Origin of the sequence: Cohnella sp. LGH (genome assembly GCF_017671885.1) — a bacterium.
Taxonomy (GTDB): domain Bacteria; phylum Bacillota; class Bacilli; order Paenibacillales; family Paenibacillaceae; genus Cohnella; species Cohnella phaseoli.
The window spans coordinates 6,255,877-6,278,876 of sequence record NZ_CP072117.1; the positions used below are offsets into that span (position 1 = coordinate 6,255,877).

17 protein-coding genes are annotated in these 23,000 nt (G+C 55.4%); 14 read left to right on the forward strand and 3 right to left on the reverse strand.

The genetic code is table 11. The features are described from left to right. Window positions 1–96: 96 nt before the first annotated feature. The 3 genes from J4772_RS26130 (at window position 97) to J4772_RS26140 (ending at window position 2,950) form a co-directional block, all read left to right on the forward strand. On the forward strand, window positions 97–339 hold the full coding sequence (locus J4772_RS26130; RefSeq protein ID WP_247740857.1) for a hypothetical protein: 243 nt from the start codon (window positions 97–99) through the stop codon (window positions 337–339). Window positions 340–436: 97 nt separating this feature from the next. Then, a complete protein-coding gene (locus J4772_RS26135; RefSeq protein WP_209072033.1) occupies window positions 437–907 on the forward strand; it encodes a DinB family protein in 471 nt (156 codons plus the stop codon). 465 nt (window positions 908–1,372) lie between these two features. Then, window positions 1,373–2,950 (forward strand): alpha-L-rhamnosidase-related protein, encoded by a 1,578-nt coding sequence (locus tag J4772_RS26140; RefSeq protein WP_209072034.1) that lies wholly within the window; start codon window positions 1,373–1,375, stop codon window positions 2,948–2,950. Here the strand turns inward: J4772_RS26140 and J4772_RS26145 are convergent. Then, entirely contained in the window at window positions 2,945–3,940 is a 996-nt protein-coding gene (locus tag J4772_RS26145) for an AraC family transcriptional regulator (RefSeq protein ID WP_247741230.1), read from the reverse strand. The two genes, J4772_RS26140 and J4772_RS26145, sit on opposite strands and share 6 nt — an antisense overlap. 174 nt (window positions 3,941–4,114) lie before the next feature. On the opposite strand from J4772_RS26145, the gene J4772_RS26150 reads away from it, so the two are divergent. From J4772_RS26150 to J4772_RS26160, 3 genes are all read left to right on the forward strand, one after another. Then, window positions 4,115–5,443: an ABC transporter substrate-binding protein gene (locus J4772_RS26150; protein WP_247740858.1), complete on the forward strand. Its 1,329-nt coding sequence runs from the start codon at window positions 4,115–4,117 to the stop codon at window positions 5,441–5,443. Window positions 5,444–5,521: 78 nt separating this feature from the next. Continuing rightward, window positions 5,522–6,403, forward strand: a complete 882-nt coding sequence (locus tag J4772_RS26155; protein WP_209072036.1) for a carbohydrate ABC transporter permease — start codon at window positions 5,522–5,524, stop codon at window positions 6,401–6,403. Then, on the forward strand, window positions 6,400–7,233 hold the full coding sequence (locus tag J4772_RS26160) for a carbohydrate ABC transporter permease (RefSeq protein ID WP_209072037.1): 834 nt from the start codon (window positions 6,400–6,402) through the stop codon (window positions 7,231–7,233). Before J4772_RS26155 ends, J4772_RS26160 begins: the two co-directional genes overlap by 4 nt. A gap of 131 nt (window positions 7,234–7,364) precedes the next feature. Here the strand turns inward: J4772_RS26160 and J4772_RS26165 are convergent, their stop codons facing one another. Further along, a complete protein-coding gene (locus tag J4772_RS26165) occupies window positions 7,365–8,930 on the reverse strand; it encodes a response regulator transcription factor (RefSeq protein WP_209072038.1) in 1,566 nt (521 codons plus the stop codon). Window positions 8,931–8,942: 12 nt separating this feature from the next. Beyond that, complete coding sequence (locus J4772_RS26170; protein ID WP_209072039.1) at window positions 8,943–10,736, reverse strand: sensor histidine kinase; 1,794 nt, start codon at window positions 10,734–10,736, stop codon at window positions 8,943–8,945. Window positions 10,737–10,934: 198 nt separating this feature from the next. Here J4772_RS26170 and J4772_RS26175 point away from each other — a divergent pair, with 198 nt between their 5' ends. The 8 genes from J4772_RS26175 (at window position 10,935) to J4772_RS26210 (ending at window position 22,992) form a co-directional block, all read left to right on the forward strand. Continuing rightward, the gene (locus J4772_RS26175; RefSeq protein ID WP_209072040.1) at window positions 10,935–11,924 is read left to right on the forward strand and encodes a 2-hydroxyacid dehydrogenase; all 990 of its coding nucleotides are present in this window, start codon (window positions 10,935–10,937) and stop codon (window positions 11,922–11,924) included. Then, window positions 11,924–12,985 (forward strand): NAD(P)-dependent alcohol dehydrogenase, encoded by a 1,062-nt coding sequence (locus tag J4772_RS26180; protein WP_209077452.1) that lies wholly within the window; start codon window positions 11,924–11,926, stop codon window positions 12,983–12,985. The genes J4772_RS26175 and J4772_RS26180 overlap by 1 nt, the downstream gene beginning before the upstream one ends. A gap of 20 nt (window positions 12,986–13,005) precedes the next feature. Next, complete coding sequence (locus J4772_RS26185; RefSeq protein WP_209072041.1) at window positions 13,006–15,717, forward strand: alpha-L-rhamnosidase; 2,712 nt, start codon at window positions 13,006–13,008, stop codon at window positions 15,715–15,717. A 629-nt stretch (window positions 15,718–16,346) separates the two neighbouring features. Beyond that, window positions 16,347–18,125: a sensor histidine kinase gene (locus J4772_RS26190; RefSeq protein WP_209072042.1), complete on the forward strand. Its 1,779-nt coding sequence runs from the start codon at window positions 16,347–16,349 to the stop codon at window positions 18,123–18,125. After that, window positions 18,122–19,708, forward strand: coding sequence for a response regulator transcription factor (locus J4772_RS26195; RefSeq protein ID WP_209072043.1), 1,587 nt, complete (start codon window positions 18,122–18,124; stop codon window positions 19,706–19,708). Before J4772_RS26190 ends, J4772_RS26195 begins: the two co-directional genes overlap by 4 nt. A 126-nt stretch (window positions 19,709–19,834) precedes the next feature. Beyond that, window positions 19,835–21,169, forward strand: a complete 1,335-nt coding sequence (locus J4772_RS26200) for an ABC transporter substrate-binding protein (protein ID WP_209072044.1) — start codon at window positions 19,835–19,837, stop codon at window positions 21,167–21,169. A gap of 91 nt (window positions 21,170–21,260) precedes the next feature. After that, a complete protein-coding gene (locus J4772_RS26205) occupies window positions 21,261–22,157 on the forward strand; it encodes a carbohydrate ABC transporter permease (RefSeq protein ID WP_209072045.1) in 897 nt (298 codons plus the stop codon). Next, window positions 22,147–22,992, forward strand: coding sequence for a carbohydrate ABC transporter permease (locus J4772_RS26210; protein WP_116062068.1), 846 nt, complete (start codon window positions 22,147–22,149; stop codon window positions 22,990–22,992). Before J4772_RS26205 ends, J4772_RS26210 begins: the two co-directional genes overlap by 11 nt. The last annotated feature ends 8 nt before the right edge of the window (window positions 22,993–23,000 follow it).

Genomic DNA, 23,000 nt, shown 5'->3' on the forward strand with positions numbered 1-23,000 from the left:
GAAACAGCGGCGCGCGATATAGAGAAATCGTCTGCGGCCTCCGATTACAGTAAAAATATCACTTCGGAGGTATAGAGAAATCCGAGCGGCTGATTTATGCTGATTTTGCGAAATGTAAGCTCATTAAATAATCATTTTCGGGAAGCGCAGGTGGGGTTAGTGTTTAATGCTTTTATTGCTTTTATTTCCGTTATGCTGCTGGGGGCAGTCATCTACGGTACAGTTTGGTGGCAAGGCTCGAATATGAGCTGGAAATTCACGAAGTGGTTTTTCATTGTTTTTTTCATCGCGGCGTTGATTACGGGGGTGCTTGCTTTAGCGGGGGTTATCCAATTTTAGCGTCATATTCGCAGGCCGCCAGCGGGTTGTCAAGCGATTTGAATTCGTCTCCCATCGAGTTTAAAATAGAGTAGAAACCATTTGGGGAGGCTTAATCATGTATCGTAAAGCGGAGGATTTTCTGGCGGATTGGGCGGCATCGTCGGCGGGAACGCTGGCTGTGATGAAGGCGATCACCGACGACAAGATGAATGTGGCGATCGTTGAGGGACATAGCTCGCTGGGTTGGTTGGCGTGGCATCTGGTCGGCTCGGGCGGAGGGTTCGGCCACTTCGCAGGCCTGAATATTCCTATGATCCCACGCGACTTAGAAGTGCCGTCGACGATGGCGGAGATCGTCGCTAAGTATGAAGAGGTTATCGCCGCTTATAACAACGAAGCAAAGAATCTGTCGGACGAGCAGTTGGCCGAGGAAATCAAAGGCTTCATGGGTCCGACGAAACGCGGCCAGTTTCTGCGCCATTTCATCGATCATCAGACGCATCACCGCGGCCAAATGACGGTGCTGCTCCGTCAAGCGGGGCTGCCCGTTCCTCCTGTAGCGGGACCGACGAAGGAAATGAAATAAAGGCAAGGCAGAACAGGCGAGCTTTCCCATAACGGGGGCTCGCCTGTTTGGTGTTTTCTGGCGGCATAGCCTTACGAAGCCCCATGCCCCCCTTAATATTCGTCGTTTTGTACGGTTTTTCGTACAAATGTCTGTGGTTGAGCCTGATTTGAGTTCCTTTGTACGGTTTTTCGTACAAACACCCGCCGTTTGGACCTAATCCGTGTAGCTTTGTATGGTTTTTCGACTAATTTCCCTCACGAAGGTTCTTGTTTTGCAGATCTAAAAGCGACCATTGGCCCTATGAAAACATATGAAAGCCCGAGGCGGATTTATCATCCTGGCCATTCAGGAATCGACGAGAGCCGAAGCGGCTGTGTTGATCTACAATCGGATCATCGGATAAAAAAACAAGGCGATCGGGCATGTTACCGGTGAACGAAAAGAGGTAGGGTGGAGGAAACGGTTACGATGGAGGTCGGTGACATGTCAGATCAAGCCAAATTTCAAGCGGCTCAGAAGACGATTGTACGCAACGAACAGTTCATTCGGATGGCCGATGAGCTCAAGCCTGAATTATTTAACGAGGAGGTCGAGCCGACGCAGCTCGTGAGGGTCGAAGCCGACGAAACGGCCATGCACGGGTGGAGGGCGGTACGCGATGCGGAGATCGACGCGCTCGAAAACCGGGAGCTCGGGAAGGGACAGTCGGCGATCGCGGATTTCGGCGATCATCGCGTCGGATACGTATCGTTCGAGGTCCGGCCGGTTGGCAGTCCCCCCGATGCGCCGCTGAAGCTAAGGCTGACCTTCGGAGAAATGCCGGTGGAAATGGCGGTGCCGTTCGCAAGCTACAAAGGATGGATCAGCAGCTCATGGCTGCAGGAGGAGACGCTTTACGTGGACGTGCTTCCGGGAAAGGTGATCCTGCCGCGGCGCTACAGCTTCCGGTATATGAAAATCGAAGTGCTGGACACATCCCCCAAGTATCGCGTAAGCTTCTTCAATCTGAAGTGCGCGACTGTCACCTCGGCCTACAGAGCGAACGTTATCCCGCTCGATCATGCCGATCCGCTGCTGTCAGACATCGACAGGGTCAGCGTCAAAACGCTGGAGGACTGCATGCAGGACGTATTCGAAGACGGACCAAAGCGGGACCGCCGGCTGTGGCTGGGCGACTTGCGCCTGCAGGCGCTCGCGAATTACGCGACGTTCCGCAACGACGTGCTCGTCAAGCGCTGCCTGTACCTGTTCGCCGGAGTGCCCGACGAACGCGGGCGAGTGTCCGCCAATCTGTTCATTGCGCCGGAGCTGATCGCGGACGATACGTACCTGTTCGATTACTCGTTATTCTTTACCGTAACCTTGTACGATTATTATGAAGCGACCGGGGACGCGGTCACGTTAAAAGACTTATGGCCGATCGCACGCCGTCAAGTCGAGCTGGCATTGGAGCGGCTGGACGATCGAGGCGTCGTGCGGGATGAAGAAACATGGTGGTCTTTCATCGACTGGCATGAATCGTTAAACAAGCAGGCCCCTTCGCATGCCGTTCTTATTTACGCGTTAAGGCGCGCCAGTCGTTTGGCCGAAGCGGTCGGATGCGCAAGCGAGGGCGAATTCGAACGCAGGCTCACTGATGCCGAGCGAGCGGCGATGGAAGCCCTCTGGGATGCGGATCAAGGATTTTTCGTCAGCGGAGAGGAACGTCAGGTGTCGTGGGCCGCGCAAATCTGGATGGCGCTGGCGGAGGTGCTGCCTCGCGAGGAGAACAAGGCACTGATGAAGCGTCTACTTACCCAGAGACCGGAGATCTCTCCTACGACGCCGTACATGTACCATCATCTTGCGGAGGCGCTCCTTGCCGTCGGACTGAAGGATGAGGCGGTGGAGTTCATCAAATCATACTGGGGAGGCATGCTGAAGAACGGCGCCGATACGTTCTGGGAGCTGTACGATCCGGGCAACCCGGACTTTTCCCCGTACGGCAGCCCCCTGATAAACAGCTACTGTCATGCTTGGAGCTGTACGCCGACTTATTTGATCCGCCATTACAGATTATAAAGGAGGCGATAGCGGAGCGCTGCGGAAGTCATGGGGCGTGCGGCCGAAACGAGCCTTGAACTTCCGGTAGAAAAATCCGAGGCTTTCGTACCCGCACTGCCTGGCGACCTCTTCGACGTTTGCGTCGGTTTCCATGAGCAGCCGCGCCGCCCGGTTCAGCCGATGCCGCTGCACCCATTCGGTGTAGGTAAGGCCCGTTCGGCTCTTCAGTAAGCTTCCCAAGTATTTAGGACTGAAGTGGAAGAGTTCGGCCAATTCGGCCAGCGTGCAGTTTCCCGGGTTCTCTTCCATATAGAGCAGAACGTCGCCGATTATTCCTGGCGGCAACGGCGGTTCCGGCTCGTAGTTGAGATCAAGGTCGTAAACGCGCATCAGCTCGATCAGCAAAATAGGCACATAATGACGAAGCTGGTCCGATGAATGGTCGTCTGGATCGAAAAATTCGCACATCATGTCCCGCATCAGCTCGTGCAGCTTCGCATGTTCCCCGGGCCGAAATACGATGTATCTCCCGTGTCGAAGCCGCTCGGACAAGGCATGGGAGATAAAGCTCGCAACCGCTCCGCCTTTGGGCGCACGATCCGGAAAAGCGGACGCGAGCGCCTCCTTGCGCAGCAGCAGATTCACGAGAATATCGTTCTCTTCGAGCGGCGCGATGCCGTGAGGCACGTTGCGATCCATTAAACAGGCGTCGCCTTGACGCAGAACCACCCGCTGGCCGTCGATCCATTGCTCGCAAGAGCCGGAATACATATAGTTCAATTCGATAAAATCGTGCTTATGGACGGGCATGGCGGCGAACCTGTGATGCTTCCGTACGGATACCGAGTCGTTGCCAAAAAAATATTTGCCCTGCATGCGGGGAATCCCGTCCGGTTCGTCCGTAAGCTCTCCTCCGTCGAAGTCGTTGACGTTTTCTCTCGTGCGGATCTGTATGCGTTCGACGGCATCCAGGCCTCGAAGCAGCTCGTCCAATTGAAGGCGGTTCATTCGCACCCCTACTTTTTCCTGATTCTGATCAAAATATAACATACAAGAGAAGGGATTGCTTCCCGTCTTTTATCTAAAGATTGTGCACTTTAAGTACTAAAGTAAATACACCGACAGAGAAGGTAACATGAACGTAGCTCGAAAAACAGATTATGATCAGGGGGACTGATAACCGTGTTTCAAGGAAAGAAAAAGATGAAGACGATTCTGGCCGGCGTAACCGCGCTGACGGCAACCGTAGCTCTGCTTAGCGGCTGCGGCAGCTCCGACAAAGGCGACGAGAGCAGCGGGGGAAGCAAGACCGTTACGCTGACGATGATCGTATCCGGCAACAAAGCGGCGGACGGCCAGGACTTCGAGCTAGACGTATTGCCAAAAATGGTGAACGAGAAGTATCCCAACATCAAGCTCGAAGTTCAGAAGCTTCCGGACGACCAGTACAACACTTCGATCAAGACGAAGCTGGCAGCCGGCGAAGCGCCGGACATCTTCCGCGTATGGCCGAGAATGGGCTCCGCAGCGAGCATCATCGACCTGTCGAAAGCCGGCTATCTGGCCGACTTGACGGACCTGCCGTTTATGGGCAACATCAGCGAAGGCGCCCGCAGCGACATGTCGAACGACGGCAAAGTATACGGCATTACGAAAGGCATCGACATGCTCGGCACTTACTATAACAAGGATTTGTTCGCGCAAGTCGGCATTACGGAAGTGCCGCAGGATTGGCAAGCGTTCTTGGAAGCGTGCCAGAAGCTGCTGGATTCCGGCGTTACGCCGATCGTCATGGGCGACAAAGACCCGTGGTGGATTCAATTCGGCGCGTACCAACTCGCGGCGAACACGGTGTACTCGGCCGACAAGGATTTCGACCTTAAATTGCAATCCGGCGAGAAGAAATTCACCGACGCAACTTGGGTGAAGGCTCTCTCGATGTATAAGGAGCTGTACGAAAAAGGCTACATCGCCAAAAACACACTCGGACTGGGCGGTCCGCAAGCGACGCAAATGTTCATCGACGGTAAAGCGGCGATGGTGTTCGACGGCACATGGGACTTCCCGACGCTCACGGCGCAAGGCGCGGCCACGTTCGAACGCGGATTTTTCCCGCTGCCGGGCAACGAGCCGGGACAGCCGGTATGGCAAGCCGTCTCGACGGCGGCCGGATGGGCGGTCAACGCGAAATCCAAGCATCTGGAAGAAGTCAAGCAGGTGCTTAACTACTGGTTCGACAGCAGCTCCGATCTGTTCGCGGAATGGGTGAAGCTGAATCCTTCGATCAGCGCGTTTAACGGCGTTCCGCTGAATAACGACCTTTACAAGTACTCTTACGACCTGTATCAATCGGGCGGCAATTCGATCTACTTCGCCAACCAAATGTGGCCGAACGGCGTAGCCGACACGCTGCAAGTGAAATTCGGCGAAATCATCGGCGGCCGCAACACGACGCCGGAAGACGTGGCCAGCGCCATGCAAGCGAAGTTCGACGAGCTCTGGAAGAAATAATCCGGTCCGTCGCCAAGAATCGAATGAAGGGGACCTCTTGGGTCCCCTTCCCATTCCATTCGGAAAGGAACTCCCAGCATGAATTCAGCAGTATTGAAAAAAACGATGTACTGGTTCGTCGTGCCCGCATTGACGATGTATCTTGTATTCTGGATCTATCCGATCCTGCGGCTGTTCCAATACAGCTTTTCCGACTATAACGGCTTCATTCAAAACTTCAATTACATCGGCTTCGATAACTTCTCGCAGATTTTCAAGGACGGCGTAGCCGGCACTTCCTTGTCCAACACGCTGATCTATACTCTCGTATTCGTCGTGTTCAGCAACTTGATCGCATTGGGTTTGGCTTTTCTTCTGAATATGAAAATAAGAGCCACGGGCCTTTATCGTACAGCCGCCTACGTGCCGACCTTGTTCAGCGCGATCGTCGTCGGATTCATTTGGAGCTACGTCTATATGCCCGACAGCGGCCTTATCGCTACCGTATTAAGCTGGTTCGGCTTCGACGGCGCGAGCCTCAACCTTCTCGGAAACTACAGCTCCGCGTTGTACGCGATCACCGCGGTCGACGTCTGGAAGCATATCGGGACGAGCACGGTTATTTTCCTGGCGGGTTTGCAGACGGTTCCGGTCGATCTGGAGGAAGCGGGCCGCATAGACGGAGCCAGCTCCTGGCAAGTGACGCGGTTTATTCGTCTGCCGCTGCTGGCTACCTCCATGACAATTAACGTGACGCTCAGCTTGATCAACGGCCTGAAGGCGTTCGACTACTCCTTCATCATGACCAACGGCGGACCGGGAAGGGCAACGAGCACCTTGCTGTTCGAAATTTTTCGCATGGCGTTCCGCGAGATGCAGTACGGTAAAGCTTCCGCGCTCGCCGTCGTATCGTTCATCGTCATTATCGCCATTACGATTTTCTTCGTGCTTAGGCTGAACAAAAGGGAGGTGTCGGCATGAACGGCGGCATCGCCAAAAAGACGCTTACGCATATCGGGATTTCCTTTGTCCTGCTATTGAACATTCTGCCTCTGCTGATCGCGCTATCGAGTTCGTTCCGTTCGGTATCGAACATGACCAATCCGCTGCAGCTGTTCAGCGAATTCTCGCTGGAGAGCTACCGGGTCGCCTTCGACAAAATGCATTTCATGCAGGCGCTCGGCAACAGCTTGCTGCTGACGGTCATCTCTGTCGTCGTCGTCGTGCTGTTCACGTCGATGGCCGCTTATCCGATCGCGCGGATCAATAACCGGCTGAGCAAGGCGCTTTATCTGTTTTTCCTGTGCGGCCTCGTCGTGCCGAGCCAGATGGTCATTATCCCGATCGTTCAGACGATCCAGGGGCTTCATATTCCGAGCTCGCAATTTACGCCGATCTTGATGTTCATTACGTGCAGCATCCCGTTCTCCTCTTTCCTTTATACCGGGTTTATCAAGAGCAGCATTCCGATTGAGGTAGAGGAGTCGGCGCTGATCGACGGAGCGGGCCTGATGCGTCGCTTTTGGCAGATCGTGTTCCCGCTGCTGCTGCCGGTCACGGTATCGGTCGTCATTACGCAGGGCGTCTGGATCTGGAACGACTACTTCTTTAACATGATCTTTATTTCCCGCGCCGCCGAGTCTCCGCTGCCGCTGGCCATGCTCGGCTTCATGGGCGACCAGACGAACCCGACCGCGTGGAACGTTCTGTTCGCGGCGTGTTTCCTCTGCGCGCTGCCGCTGCTTGTCATGTTCGCGTTCCTGCAGAAGTATTTCATCGGCGGTCTGACCGTCGGTTCGGTTAAAGGATAATCGAACCTGATCTTATTCCGACAAGGGACCCTTCCAAGTCAGCTTGCTGACATGGAAGGGTCCCTTGTTCGTGAGCAGTGAGCAGCCGCCAAGCCCAAAAAGCGCCTTGGGGCACGGAGCCGAACAGAAATTCAGTCGGCTGAAGGAGCGCCGGCCCGGTATTCCTCCGGCGTTAGCCCGGTCAGCTTCTTAAATACGCGGAAAAAATATTTCGTATTGTCGTAACCGAGCGACTTCGCGATTTTGTACACCTTGTCATTGGTGCTCTCGAGCAAATCCTTGGCTTTGCCGATGCGAACCTGGTTGACATAATCGATAAAGTTAATGCCGGTTTTCTCCTTGAACAGGAAGCTGCAGTAGCTGGGGTTCAGGAAAAACATCGACGAGATTTTGTCTAGCGTAAGCACTTTGTTAAAGTTGTTGTGGATATAGGTTTTAATATTGTCGACGATCTGCTCGGACGAGTACAGATTCTGTCCGCTCATCATGTCCGCGACGCTCGGAAGCACGTTCAGCAAATAGTCGCGGATGGCCTCCGCATCGAAGAAGCCGGTTAAAGCTGCCTCGAAGCTGGACGATGGCGAATGGCCTCCGTCGATCTGAAAATTGCGGTGCAGCACGTCGCGAACCTCCTGCACGAGTAGCCGGCATTCGCTCTTGACCTCGCCCAGCGTCAATTCCGGCATCGAAGAATAATGCTCGAACAGCTTGGCGATCCATTCGGTCGTCTTGGCCTTGTTGCCCGACTCGATGAAAAACAGCAGCTCGTCCGACCGTTCCCAAGGCTCCGGGCCGGGAGCCGGCTTCCCGGAACTCCCGCGAAAGACCGATACGACCGCCCCCACAGTACCGATGAGAATACCGTTCAGCGTATCGATCGCCTCCTCGTACGCGTCGAACAGTTCGCTAATCGAGCCCTTCTCCCCGCTGATTCCGAACCTCGGACTCCCGGAGGCCTGCTCGCCGATGCTCCGGGCGACTGCCTCCGCGGCACTAGCAAGATTCCTCTTATCATCCTCCGACGTCTTATAGAACAAGTAAAAAGCCATATGGTCCTGTTGAACATGGGGGACATAGATGTAAGGCGCCTCGGACTCCCTCGCAAAAACCTCAAGCTCTCCCGAGGAATAGGCCGCCAACAGGACGTAACGTTTCGCCGAGGCGACCTCCTGCAGCCGAGCGGAACGGAACGCCGGAGCTTTCTCCTTTCGGTGCAATCCCACAATGAGATGGCCGAGTGACTGCAGGTCCGCGTCGTAGCTGATCTCTTGCTTCTCGTTCTCCTGATGCTCCAGTTGCTTCAACGCCGAGCGCTCCTCCTCCAGCAAGGAGATCGCTTTGGTCAACGTTTCCTTAATCTCTTCCCTGCTGAAAGGCTTGAGCAAGTAGCCGACTACTTTGGCGGAGATGGCCTCCTTCATGTACTCGTAATCCGAGTAGCCGCTGACGACAATGATTTTCTTGTTCGGATATTTTTGCTGAAGCGTCTGAAGCAGCAGCTTGCCGTCCATCTCCGGCATCCTCATGTCGGTGATAATAATGTCAGGGTCGGCGCTTTCGAGCAAAGCCAGCGCGTCTTCGCCGTTATTCGCCTCGCCGACGAACTGAAGCAGATCGCCGAAATCGGCGGCGCGAATCTTCTTCAGCATTCCGCGCCGGATCAGGACTTCGTCATCCACAACGATATATCTATACATAGCGCGACACCTCTAATCCAGAATAGGAACATTGAGAACGACCCTCGTTCCTTTGTCCTGCTCGCTCTCCAGCGATAAGCCGTACTCGGTACCGTAGTAGAGGGAGATTCTCGAATGCACGTTTTTTAACCCGATGCTTCGTTTATCGCGGTGGCCGAGCTCGCTAAAAGCGGGAGGCTCGCTCAACAGAGCCCTCAGCTCCTGAAGCTGTTGGGCAGACATGCCGACGCCGTCGTCGGCGATTTCGAAGACGACGAGCTCCTCCCGGCGGAATACCTTCACGACGACAGTCCCTTTTTTTCGGGTACTCTCCAAGCCGTGGTACAGCGCGTTTTCGATGATTGGCTGTACGATGAGCTTCAGCACTTTACAGGACGACAAGCCCTCCTCAATCTCGAGTCGGAAGTCGATTTTGTCCTCGTAACGGATTTTCTGTATCGTCATGTAATTGCTAACGTGCGCGAGCTCGTCCTCGATCGGGACCAGCTCGCTTTCCGTCTTGATGCTGTAGCGGAACATGTCTCCGAGCGCCTTCGTCATGACGGCGATGCTCTCGACTTCCTCGATCTCGGCGATGCTGTTGATCGACTCCAGCGTGTTGTACAGAAAATGCGAATTGATCTGCGCCTCTAGTGCCTTCATCTGCGAATCGAGCGTAATGAGCCGGTTCTGATAGCTTTCCTTGATAAATCTGTCGATGTCCTGAATCATTTTGTTGTATTCCGTGTACAGCACGCCGATTTCGTCCGTCCGCTCCAGATTCTTTTTCACCGTAACGAGGCTGAGCAATTTATTTTTTCGCATCGTTTTGCTGAGATCGATGATCGGCTTCGTAATCAGGCTAGAGAGCAGAATGGAAAGGAGCACGAAGATCACCGCGCACGTTGCCGCGATATAGATCAGAAGCCGCTCGGATACGCCGTACTGCTTGTACAGTTCCGACAGCCGAATCGAGGCGACGATCTTCCAATCGTTGTCGGGGAACGGCTTCACAACGGCCAGCGTCCCGTCCGTTTCTTCCGCGGCTTCTCCGGGTTGAACGGTCACCCAGCCGTTTAGCGGTTCGGGCAGGCGCTCGCCGATTCGCGGCGCTGCGGAGTTCTCGTACAGAATCTTGCCGTTGCCGTTAACGAGAAACATGCTCGTAATATCGGGGACGATATCTTTGTCGATGCCTTTGAAAATATCGAGTCCGCAGTCGAGCATCAGCACGCCGAGCAACTGCCGGGTATCGGGATCGTACAGCGCGCGGGAGAACGTAACGGATGGCTTGGCGTTAATGATGAAGTTCTTCGTATTCGCGTCGCTGATATACAGGCCGCCATTTTTCACCAGCGTTCGCTCGTACCAGTCGTCGCCGAGCGGGCTGTAATCGACTTGGAGGTCGGTGCTGATACCGTAGCTGATCGACCGTCCATCCGGGAGGAAGATGTAGATGCCGTTTAAATACGGGTTGCCGAGCATGAGATTGTTGAAAAAAAACAGCATATTGGTACGCGCCAAGAAAAAGTCGTACTGATCGGCGTTCGGATTGCTGATCAGCTTGTTCAATTCCTGCGAGACCGTCACGGCCCCGGGGCGGGTGGAGAATTGCTGGAACGACAGCGTAATGTGGTCGATGTTCTGAAAAATATGGTCGATCCGCTCGACGGCGTTGTCGATCGTGCCGGTCGAAACGAGCGATACCTGCTTGGCGACAAGACTTGTGTAAGCGTTATAGGAGATGAGCGTCACGATAAAAATGGGAACGATCGAAATGCCCAAAAACACGAAAAATAGCTTGTTGCGAATGTTGCGATTGATCATGACGAGTCCTCCGAAGGGTGGGCATATCTAAAAATAGCATACCATGTTTACAGGAGGCCATACAAAAGGCAGGCTGGATTCTCCTAAAAATAGTGCACCCCATTCGCTAAAGTTAATGTACCTCCAGGAGAGGTATGATAGCATCGAACAATCGTCCGCGACGGGGCGATCGATGTCTATGCGATGGAGGAATACGTTATGGCGATGCCCAAGGCGCTCGTGCTGAAGTCGCTGCCTGAAGAAGCGAAGCGAATGATACGGGAACGCTGCGAGCTGATCGAGCCGCACGGCCTTCCCTTAAGCCGAGAGCGGCTGTTGGAAGAAATTGCGGATGTAGAAGGTTTGCTTACGAACGACGTGCTAATCGACTCCGAGCTGCTGAACGCGGCGAAAAATCTGAGAGTCGTGAGCAACCAGTCGGTTGGCTATGAAAATTACGATCTTAAGGCGATGACGGCACGCGGAGTGATCGGTACGCATACGCCTTACGTTCTTGACGATACGGTCGCCGATCTCGTATTCGCTCTGATGCTGGCGGCAGCGAGGCGCGTTCCAGAGTTGGACGCCCAAGTCAAGCAAGGCAGATGGGGGGAGCCCGGCTGCGGAGGAGAAGCCCATTACGGGATCGACGTGCACCATGCCACGCTAGGAATCGTCGGCATGGGCAGAATCGGAGAAGCGGTGGCGCGCAGGGCGTCCCTCGGCTTCGGCATGAACGTGCTGTACAGCGGCCGCTCGCGCAAGCCGGCCGTCGAGCGAGCTTACGGAGCGCAGTACCGTACGCTGAACGAACTGCTGGAGCAGGCCGATTTCGTCGTCGTGCTCGCGCCGTTCACGCCGGAGACGGCCCGGATGATCCGCGCCGAGCATTTCGCGCGGATGAAGCCGACGGCGGTGTTCGTCAACGCGTCCAGAGGACAACTGGTGGACGAGGCGGCGTTGGCCGAGGCTTTGCGCAGCCGGCGCATTTTCGCGGCGGGGCTGGACGTCTACGAGACGGAGCCGGTGAAGGCGGGCCATCCGCTGCTGGCGCTTCCGAACGTCGTCACGCTGCCCCATATCGGTTCGGCAACGGCGAAAACTCGCTACGACATGGCGATGACGGCGGCGAACAATCTAGTCGGCGGTCTGCTCAACGATCGCCCGATTCACATCGTGTCCGAATTGCAGCATCTGAGAAAAGGGTGATTTATATGACTATTCCCGCAACGATGAAGGCGGCCGTCATGACGGAGCCGCGCCGGATCGTGACTGAAGAGAGGCCGATTCCCGAGCTTGCACGGGACGAAGCGCTCGTCAAGGTGATGGCGGTCGGCGTATGCGGCTCCGACGTCCATTATTTCGAGCATGGCCGAATCGGCGGAGCGATCGTACGCTATCCGATGGTTCTCGGCCATGAATGCGCCGGCGAGGTCGTTGCCGTAGGCGAAGGGGTTACCCGGCTTAAATCGGGAGACCGGGTCGCCATCGAGCCGCAGACGACGTGCGGACGATGTCCGGCCTGCAAATCGGGCAGATATAACCTGTGTCCGGAGGTGGAGTTTTATGCCACACCGCCGATCGACGGCTCGTTCGCCCAATACGTGAAGATGCGGGAGGACTTCCTGTTCCCGATTCCGGACAGTCTGAGCTACGAGGAAGCGGCGCTGATCGAGCCGTTCTCGGTCGGCATTCATGCGGCGAACCGGACGGGGCTTAAGCCGGGAGATTCCGTGGCGATTATGGGGATGGGGCCCGTCGGTCTGCTCGCCGTCGTCGCGGCAAAGGCTTACGGAGCCAGCCGGATTTACGTCACCGATCTGGAGCCGGTCCGGCTGGAGGCGGCCAAGAAGCTGGGCGCCACGCACGCGATTAACGTTCGCGAGCAGGAGGCCGTCGAGACGATCAAGGCGCTAAGCGGCGGCTCGGGCGTCGACGTCGCTTGGGAGACGGCCGGCAATCCGAAGGCGCTGCAATCGGCGCTGCTGTCGCTGAAGCGGGGAGGCAAGCTGGCGATCGTCGGACTTCCGGTGCAGGCGGATGTCCCGTTGGATATTCATTTTATCAGCGACCATGAGGTCGATCTTTACGGCGTGTTCCGCTATGCCGGTACGTATGCCGCGGGAATTGAAATTCTGGCGTCCGGCATCGCGGACGTTTCCGTGCTCATAACCGACCGTTATCCGCTCGACCGGACGCAGGAAGCGATGGAACGAGCCATGAACAATAAGAGCGAGAGCCTGAAGGTGATCGTCTATCCGAACGAATAAGGGAAGGGAGAGGAGAAAGCATGACGGAATTCAGCGTTCGCTCGTTGACTTGCGAATATCGGGAAGCTTTGCTCGGAACCGACGTGCGGGTGCCGCGCTTCGGCTGGAAGCTCGAATCGGACCGAAGGGGGACGATCCAGACCGCTTATCGGGTTCAGGTCGCGGAGTCCGAGGACAGTTTTGACGCGCCGACGTGGGACTCCGGACGGATCGACGGAGATCAATCCGTATTTCTGGAATACGGCGGCCCGGCCGTTCGTTCGCGGACCCGGTACTATTATCGGGTGAAGGCTTGGGACAATCACGGCCGGGAGACGGAGTGGAGCCGTCCCTGCTGGTGGGAGACCGGGCTGCTGTCGCCCGAAGAGTGGAAGGCGGAGTGGATTACTCCCGATCCGGAGGCGATCGATCCGCACGCGATTGAAGCGTTTCTGCTGCGGACGGAGTTTTGCGCAAAGCCGGGGATTCGGAGCGCCAGAATCTACGCGACGGCGGCCGGCGTGTACGAGCTGTACGCGAACGGCGCGCGCGTGGGCGAAGACGTGCTGGCTCCGGGCTGGACAAGCTATCGCGAGCGCCATCAGTATCAGACGTACGACGTCACAGACCTGCTGCGCGGAGGAGAGAACGTCATCGGAATCACGCTTGGCGACGGCTGGTATAAGGGCGAGCTAACGTGGCTGAGCAAGCGGAATATCTACGGAGACAGAAGAGCGGCCCTGCTCCAGCTCTGCATCGGCTATGAGGACGGGAGCGAAGAGTGGGTCGTCACCGACCGCGCTTGGGAAGCGGCAACCGGAGCGATTCGGATGTCCGAGCTGTACGCCGGGGAGCTGTACGATGCCCGCATGGCTCGCAAGGACTGGAGCGAGGCGGGAGAGCCGGACGGAGAGTGGCACGGCACGGTCGAGGTTCCGCTCGGCTACGGGCAGCTCGTAGCGCAGGAGAACGATCCGACTCGCGTCACGGAGAAGTTGGCCCCGCAGGCCGTGCTTCGCACGCCTCAAGGAGATAGAGTGCTGGACATGGGGCAGAACCTGGTCGGACGGATGCGCTTCTCGCTCGATTTGTCGGAGGGCGCGCACGTTCGGCTGCGTCACGCGGAGGTGCTCGACAAGGACGGCAACTTCTATACCGGTAACCTTCGCAAGGCGAAGCAAACCGTCGAATATATCGCCGGAGAAACCGGAAGGGTCTCATACGCGCCTCATTTTACGTTTCAAGGCTTCCGGTACGTGCTCGTGGAAGGGCTGGAGCTTCTGTCCGACGAAAGCTTAAAGGACGGATTTGTCGCCGAGGTGCTGCACACGGACATGGAGCCGACGGGCCTCTTCGAAAGCTCCAATGCGAGAGTCAACCGGCTGCAGCAGAACATCGTCTGGGGGCAAAGGGGCAACTTCCTCGAAGTGCCGACCGACTGCCCGCAGCGCGACGAACGGCTCGGCTGGACCGGGGACGCGCAGGTGTTCATTCGGACGGCGGCGTTTAATTACCATGTCGGCCCGTTCTTCACGAAATGGCTGCGCGATCTGAAGGCGGATCAGCGCGATACCGGCAGCGTGCCTTACGTTGTGCCTAACGCCTTGGAGGACTACACATCCACGATGTGGGGGGATAAGACGTACACTTCGTCGGCATGGGGTGACGCCGCCACCGTCTGCCCTTGGACGGTGTATCAAGTCTACGGCGATCGTCGCCTGCTGGAGGAGCAATACGGCAGCATGAAGGCGTGGGTAGAATTCATTCGCGCGCAGGGAGACGAAGAAAGCCTGTGGAACACGGGCTTCCACTTCGGCGATTGGCTGGCGCTGGATGCCCACGAGGGTAGTTATTTCGGCGCGACGCCGGTGGAATTGGTTGCTACGGCGTACTATGCGCTGTCGACGCGCATTTTGCGCGATGCGGCGGCCGTGCTCGGCAAGGACGAGGAGGCCGGGGAGTACGGCAGGCTGCTGGAAGACATCGTCGCCAAATTCCGCGAGACGTTCCATACGTCCGAGGGCAGGATGGCCGCATTGACGCAGACGGCCAACATTTTGCCGCTCGTATTCGGTCTGGTGGACGGCGAGGATCGTAAGCGAATTGCCGCCGATCTGAACGAGCTTGTGCGGAAGAACGGCTATCATCTGGATACCGGCTTCGTCGGCACGCCGTATCTGTGTCTGGCGCTGTCTGAGAACGGCTACCACGACACGGCCGTTAAGCTGCTGCTTCAGGACACCTATCCGTCGTGGCTGTACTCGATTACGAAAGGTGCGACGACGATCTGGGAGCACTGGGACGGCATCAAGCCGGACGGCACGTTCTGGAGCGACGACATGAACTCCTACAACCACTACGCGTACGGCGCAATCGGCGACTGGATGTACCGGTACGTGGCCGGGCTTGATCTGGACGACAGCGCTCCGGCCTATAAGCTGGCGAGGATTCGCCCCGGCTGTTCGAACGAAGAGCTGACGTTCGCCCGCGCAAGCTTCGAATCCGCCTACGGACGAGTCGCGTCCGGATGGCGCGTGGAAGGCGGCGAGGTCTTCGTCGACGTCGACGTTCCGGCCAACGCCGGCGCGGACATATTGCTGCCGGGCGCGCAGCTGGCGAGCGCGACAGAGAGCGGATCCCCGCTGCAGAACGCCGAAGGCGTCCGATCGCTCGCTCAAACGGAAGAGGGAGTACGGCTCACGGTGGGCTCAGGCTCGTATCGCTTCCGCTTCCCGACGGTAGACGCGAATTAAACGAAGAAGTAGCTACCTCCTCGCCATTGCAAAGGAAAAGAACGGTGCGCCAACACCGTTCTCCTGTACAATGCTTGAGTGGGAATCCTCCAAGAAAAGATTAGAGCATTTATTAAAAATAACCTGATCCCCTGGCGCTAACCTTGGGGCAGGTTATTTTTGTTTTAGGTCATCGCAACTGCGTGTAAAGAAGACTTGCCGCCAGTCGCATCGCTAGCCGACGAGAGAATCATGCGAGCAGTATGCTTCTCCTTAACACGCAGAAACAACAAAGACGGGGCTGTCCCATAAAGAGGGGGATGTACCTTCGGCCATTTTGTACGGTTTTCCCGACAAACGTCAGTCGTTTGAGCCTGATTTGAGTTCCTTTGTACGGTTTTTCGTACAAACACCCGCCGTTTGGACCTAATCCGTGTAGCTTTGTATGGTTTTTCGACTAACTTCCCTTACGGAAGTCTTGGGACAGCCTCTGCCCGATTGTAGATTATTGAAACTTTTTGTAGCTGAGCAGCCTGCCCAGAGTGTCGCGCAGAAGGCTACAATATTGATTATTGAGTTTCATTGTCGAATGATGCAGAATAATGTAAGCGCAAACATAATAGATCGACTACAAGTATGGGGCTGTTGATATGAAGCGTATAAGGGATGCCTTTTTGGAGCTGAGTTTGGGCAAGAAGCTCGTCGTCTATCTGCTCGTATTTATTATGATCCCTCTAGGTATCGTGGCTTTTATTATTCAGCTGAAAGCTTCCAACGTCGTCTATGACAAGACCCGGGACAACCTGCTTCAGGTGCTCAAGCAAACCCGGTTCGGCATCGAGAATATCGTTCGAGAGGCGGATTATCTGTCGCTTACGATTTTGTCGGACGATTATCTGCAAGAGCTTATTCATTTCCATACGGAGAAAAACTATCTGGACGCAGAGCGAAACAAGGCTAAGCTGTTCGTGTCTTTCGATTCCCTGCTTCACAGCAAGCCTTATATAAATTCGATTGCCGTTAGCCGGGGGCGAGAAATCATCTTCCAGTACGGCGATTCCGTTCAGGTGGAGGATACCCGTTTTCACGGGACTGCGGAGCAGCTAGGCGGCAAGGTGTTCTGGACCCCGCCGTATCTATTGAACCAACGGTACAAGCAGACTTCTCCCAAACCGGTTATTTCGCTTGTGCGAGCCGTCAACGACTTGAATGCGCCGCGGCAGATCGCTGTGGAGCGAGTAAGCGTGGATGAGAGTTATTTATCGAATATGTATGCCGGCATCCACTCGTGGAACGGCGGGGGCATCTCTATCGTCGACCGGGCCGGCAAAGTCGTTTCTTCCCCGAATAAGGATCTGCTGGATGCCGATCTGAGCGATCAAGAGTATGTTCGATACCTTCTTCAATTCGAAGAGGGTTATTTCGACGCGCGAATTAACGGCGCCGACAGCGCGGTCTTTCATTACCGGATCGAGGATACGGGCTGGCATGTCGTCGAGATCGTTCCGAAGAGGGAACTGCTGTCGCAGCTTGAGGTCGTCAAGTTGTTCATCCTGATCGGCATGTCCTTGTGCGCGTTGTTCGGTATTCTGTTCTTCATCGTCCAGAGCAAGAGCGTAGTCAAGCCGCTTAAGCGGCTGACCAAGGAGATGGCCAAAGTGAAGAGCGGCAATCTTAATGTACATTTAGAAATTCGATCTAAGGATGAGATCGGAAGAGTGTCTTATATTTTCATCGATATGGTAGGGCAGATTCAGAACTTGATCGAGAAAGTATATAAAGGGCAAATTCGCGAGAAAGAAGCGGAGCTGAAGGCGCTGCAAGCGCAGATAAACCCTCATTTCCTGTACAATACGCTGGACTCGATTCGCTGGATGGCCGTTAAACGCAAGGCTTACGATATCGGAGAGCAGATCGAGGCGCTGTCGGATCTTTTTCGCCATACGCTGAATCAAGGCAGGGAAACGACGACGATCGGCCGTGAGATCGACCATCTCAAAAACTACCTGCTCATTCAACAGAATCGCTTCGCCGACAAGCTGAGCTGGGATATTGAGGTCGATCCGACGCTCATGGAGGAACCCGTGCCGACTCTGCTTCTACAGCCGCTCGTCGAGAATGCCATTATTCATGGAATTGAGCCCAAAATCGGCAGCGGGACGCTTCGCGTATCGGTATTCGAGCGCTTTGCGGGCGAAATCGTTCTGAGGGTTGAGGATGACGGCGTCGGGATAGGCGCAGGGCTGATCGACGAGATTCTCAAGGTGGAACCGGAGGGGCACAAAGGGTTTGCGCTGCGTAATATCGCGGATCGGCTGCGGCTGCGATACGGATCGTCCTCCAAGCTTGAGGTGAGGAGCGAACCTGGACAAGGAGCCTGCGTAGAGCTAACGATACCGAGACATCGGGAAACGGGGGAATCGGAATGAAACTGTTGATTGCCGACGATGAGGTGCAAATCCGTACCGGCCTGGCGGAAGGGATCGACTGGTCGATGTTCGATATCGATCAGGTGTATTCCGCGGCCAACGGAACGGAAGCCTGGGAGCTGTATAACCGGCATCTGCCGGATATTGTCATCACGGACATCCGGATGCCGGGGATGGACGGCCTGGAGCTGAGCAGGGCGATCAAGCGGAAGACGCCTTCAGCGGCGGTCATTCTCCTGAGCGGTTACGCGGATTTTCAATACGCCAAGGAAGCGATCCAGATCGGGGTTGCCGATTACGAGTTAAAGCCGGTCAAGCTGCGCAGTCTGATCGAGATGGTCAAAGCCGCGCAGCATAAGCTGTTGGCGCATCGGCAGGAGGAGCGGGAGCGCAGGACGCTCCAGGCGGCCCGCTGTCTGGAGAAGCTTGCCCTCGGGGAGCAGAGCAATTTGTCCATGGGCGCATGCGAGATTGTCCGTTATTTGACGAACACGGACGGAAATTTTGTCTGCATGGCGCTGGAATGGGACGGCTACGCTGTCCGACTGTCCGCTTTAAGTCCGGAACGGAGGGAGCAGATGTATGCCGAGGTCGGAAAGCAGCTGCTCTCTCGGTTTGCGAGCGAAGAGTATGTCGCGACAGATATGAGGGAGCGAAGATTCTATGTCTTGTGCAGATTGGCGCAAGTCTATTCGGCGGATAGTTGGGAGGCGTCGGTCCGTCAGTGGCACTGGGATCTCAACGGCACCCTGACGGACAAGTTCGGCATTACCGTAAGCTTGGGTTTGAGCGCTCCGGGGCCTGTAGAGGCGCTGCTTCGATTAATGGGCGAAGCATGTGGCGCGCTTAACGGCAAATTGGTGCATGGGGGCGGAGTTGTATTCAGAGCTGTGCCTGGCTTCGTTCCCGTGCGCCATTATCCGCTGCCGTTAATCGTGGAACAGAAGCTTGCGGAGGCTGTGCTCCATCTGGACGTCGCTGCCGTTAATGCGCTGATCGACCGACAATTTGAAGAAGCCGGGCAGATTGCCGGTTTGTCCAGGGAAGGGGTGGAGGAGCTATGCGTGGAGCTGCTGCGAATACTGTACGGCGTTTGGCCCGAAGAGCGGAAGGAAGAGCGCCGATCGGATCGGCCGGAATGGAGCAGGGCGACCTTCCTTCATTATGAGATCATGCAAACGCATAAAGAGGAGGTGCTGCGCCGTTACATGATGACGCTGGAAAGGCAGCGGAACGGGAGCGGCGGCAAGCATACGTACCTGATCGCGCAAGCGACCGACTATATACGGAGCCATTATAAATCCGAATTGACAGTGGAAACTTTGGCGGAGGTGACGGGGATTACGCCGAATTATTTCAGCCATCTGTTTAACAAAGAGGTCGGCGTCCCATTCCGCGAATATTTGAATCGACATCGCATCGATGAAGCCAAACAATTGCTGAGAAGCACGAATCTGCTGGCCTATGAAGTTATGGATCGCGTCGGTTTTCAGAATTACAAGTATTTCTGCCAGGTGTTCAAGAAGAGCGAAGGATGCTCCCCGTCCGATTATCGTAAACATGCCGTCCCGGGCAAATTGTAGATTTGCGGGAACAGTTTGTAGATTCGTTGCCTGTGGGAGCGGGATGTTGCTCTCTATAATGAAAGCGTAGCCAAAATAAGCGAACGAGCGAAGGCTGCAAAACAACCCGGGAGGATGGAAAGAACAATGAGGAGCGTTAAGAAAACAGGGGTGCTCGGCAGTATGTTGTTGGCTGCAATTTTGCTTGTAACCGCTTGCGGCGGAAAGGGCGGCAATGCAGGAAGCGCCATTCCGAGCGCGGAGTCGTCCGCTGAGGCGTCTTCCTCGACGCCGGCCGCGAATACTCCGGCTGCGAAGAAGAATATCAAGTTCTACGGAAAAATCGTGGAATATACGTCCGGCGAGAAAATGGTAAGCGAACTTCAGGAGCAGTTGAAGGACAAGTACAATATCGAGGGCATTCAGGTCGATTGGGCGAACCTGGAGAAAATCATCAAGACGGGCATCGCCTCTAATACGCCTGCGGACATCTATCAATTCTGGCCGCAAAACATGAAGACGTTCGCGGACGCCAATCAGGCGCTCGATTTGACGCCATATCTGGAGGCGGACAACGGCGCATGGAAACAATCCTTCAACCCGACGTTGCTGGAGTTGGGCAAATTCGACGGGAAATATATTGCGGTTCCGCTGGGCTCCAATTTCTCCGTCATCTACGTAAACAATGCCATTTTCGAGAAAGCCGGCATTCCCGTACCGACGAAATGGACCTGGGAGGAATTTATCGCCGCGAGCAAGACGATCAAGGAGAAGACGGACGCGTACCCGTTCGCGATCGGCAAGGAGAAGGACATTCAGCCTTGGCTCGCGCGCAACGGCATATTGAGCCTTGGGAAGAGCGAGGGGAAACTCGAAGACCTGGCGGCCGGCAAAGTGCCCGGTACGGATCCGATTTTCTCGAAGGTGTTAAGCAATATTAAAGCGCTGTATGACAACCAATACTGGTATCCGGGCAAGGGAGCTTTAACCGTGAGCCGCGACGAAGCGAAATCCGCATTCTATCAAGGCAAGGTAGCAATGCTTGCCGAGGTATCGGCCAATGCGGGAGGAATTATCGCGGATGCCAAGGATTTTGAGGTGTCTGTCGCAAGCTGGCCTTCCATGGGGGCAGAGAATGCCGTCCTTGGCGGTGCGGACGGATTATTCATTCCTGCGAATGTCGCGGATAAAGATGCGGCGGTCGAGGTGCTGAAGACGTATTTGAACGAATCGATCCAGAAGATCCATGCAGACGAAGGCTACGCGGCCGCGAACGTGAACGTAAAGGTCAGCGATCCGGTCATCCAGCGCATAATGGAGCTTAGCGCGGACGTGCAGGCCAAGGAATTTTACAATTTCGGGCCGAAGATCGCCGCATTCTTCGAGCAGGAGTTTATCCCCAACCATGTATTGGTAGGGCAGAGCGAAGCAAGCGTATTGGACAAGCTGGAGAAGGTTCGTCTGGATACGCTAAATAAATAAAGCGCAGCGAACCGGAACGAACGGATGGTTTGTTCCGGTTCGATTGTCGAAGAGGCAATGTTTTTCAGGGGAAGGAGAGAGACATACAGACATGGCGGCTCTGAGCAGTCAACGCAAAAAAATGACAGGAACGGGCATTTTGTTTATGCTTCCGGCCCTTGCTTTTATCGCTTTTGCCATCTTCATTCCGACGATCTGGAACGTGGTGCTTTCCTTTCAGGAATGGGACGGATTTCTGCATCGAGAATGGGTGGGTTTTCACAATTACAAGGAAGCTCTTCTTGAAGAGAATGTGCGCAAGAGCTTGTTTAATTCCATCTATCTGGCAGTCGCAATGACGTTTGCCGCTCTTGTGATCGGAACCGGGCTGGCAGGATTTATTTACCGGCTTGGCCGACGCGAAGGCGCCATATACCGCTTGATTCTGTTTATGCCGGTGATGCTGCCAGTGGCCATTATCGGGCTGCTGTTCACCTTCATGTACAATCCGGAGATGGGCTTGATCAACCAGCTGCTCCGTACGATCGGACTCGGGTCCTGGGCGCAAGCTTGGCTGGAAAATCCGGATACGGTGCTTCTAAGCATTATTATTGTAGGCATCTGGCGCTTAACGGGACTAACGATGATGCTGGTCTTCGCCGCGATGCAGAATATCCCGGTATCCTTGTTCGAATCCAGCAAGCTGGAGGGGGCGAGCTACGCCCGTCAATTTTTCTCCATCGTGCTTCCGTTGATTAAACCGATCGTGCAGTTGTCGGCCATCTTTACGTTGGTGCTGGCGTTCAAGTCCTACGACCTCGTATTCGTCATGACCGAAGGCGGACCCGGCATTCTGTCCCGTACGATTCCGCTGCAGATGATCGATACGGCGTTCACCTACAGCGAGTTCGGATATTCCGCCGCAATGGGTTTCCTGCTGACGATTGCCGTTATGCTCATTATTCTGATTACGAGTCGGATTTTACGGGGGACGTCTTATGAATATTAGACCCGGTCTGACCGCTAATCTCGCCGCGCATCCGATCAGCAGAACGGTCGTGGTTCTGTTTATCGTGCTTACTATCTATCCGGTGCTGTTCGTATTGAATACTTCCTTCAAGTCGACGGCGGAGTTTTTCGTTAACGTATGGGGCCTGCCGAAAAATGTACACGCCATTAATTATCCGAAAGCCTGGCTGGATGCTCATATCGGGGAGTATTTCTTGAATTCCAGCATCGTCGTAGGGATTTCCGTGTTGTTCATCGTCATCTTCGGAGCGATGGCCGGCTATGCGCTTGCGCGGCTGCACGTGCCCTTCGCAAGCGGAATCATGTTCCTGATTCTATCCACGACAATGCTGCCTTCGGAGTCGGCGATTATGCCGCTGTATATCATGATGAGCAGGCTTCATATGATCGGCGAGCTTCACTCGCTTATCATTCCCTATATCGGTTGGGGCTTGCCGATGACCGTCTTCATCTTCCGCAGCTTCTTCCGCACGCTGCCCGAAGAGTTGCTGGAAGCGGCCCGAGTGGACGGGTGCAACGAAACGAAGACATTTTACCGCATTACCGTACCTCTGATGCTGCCGGCGATTGCCACTTGCGCCATTTTCAACTTTGTCAGCTTCTGGGGCGAATTGCTCTGGGGTTCGATTGCGCTCTCTACCTCGCCTCTAAAGACGATTCCGATGGGCGTTATCGCGTTCAAGTCGCAATTCGCGACGGACTGGGGGCCTTTGTCGGCGGCGATCTGTCTGGTGCTGATTCCGCTGGTAGCGATGTTTCTGTTCGTGCAGAAGTATTTCGTGCAGGGCCTTACCGGCGGAGCGGTCAAGGGTTGACGGAGCGC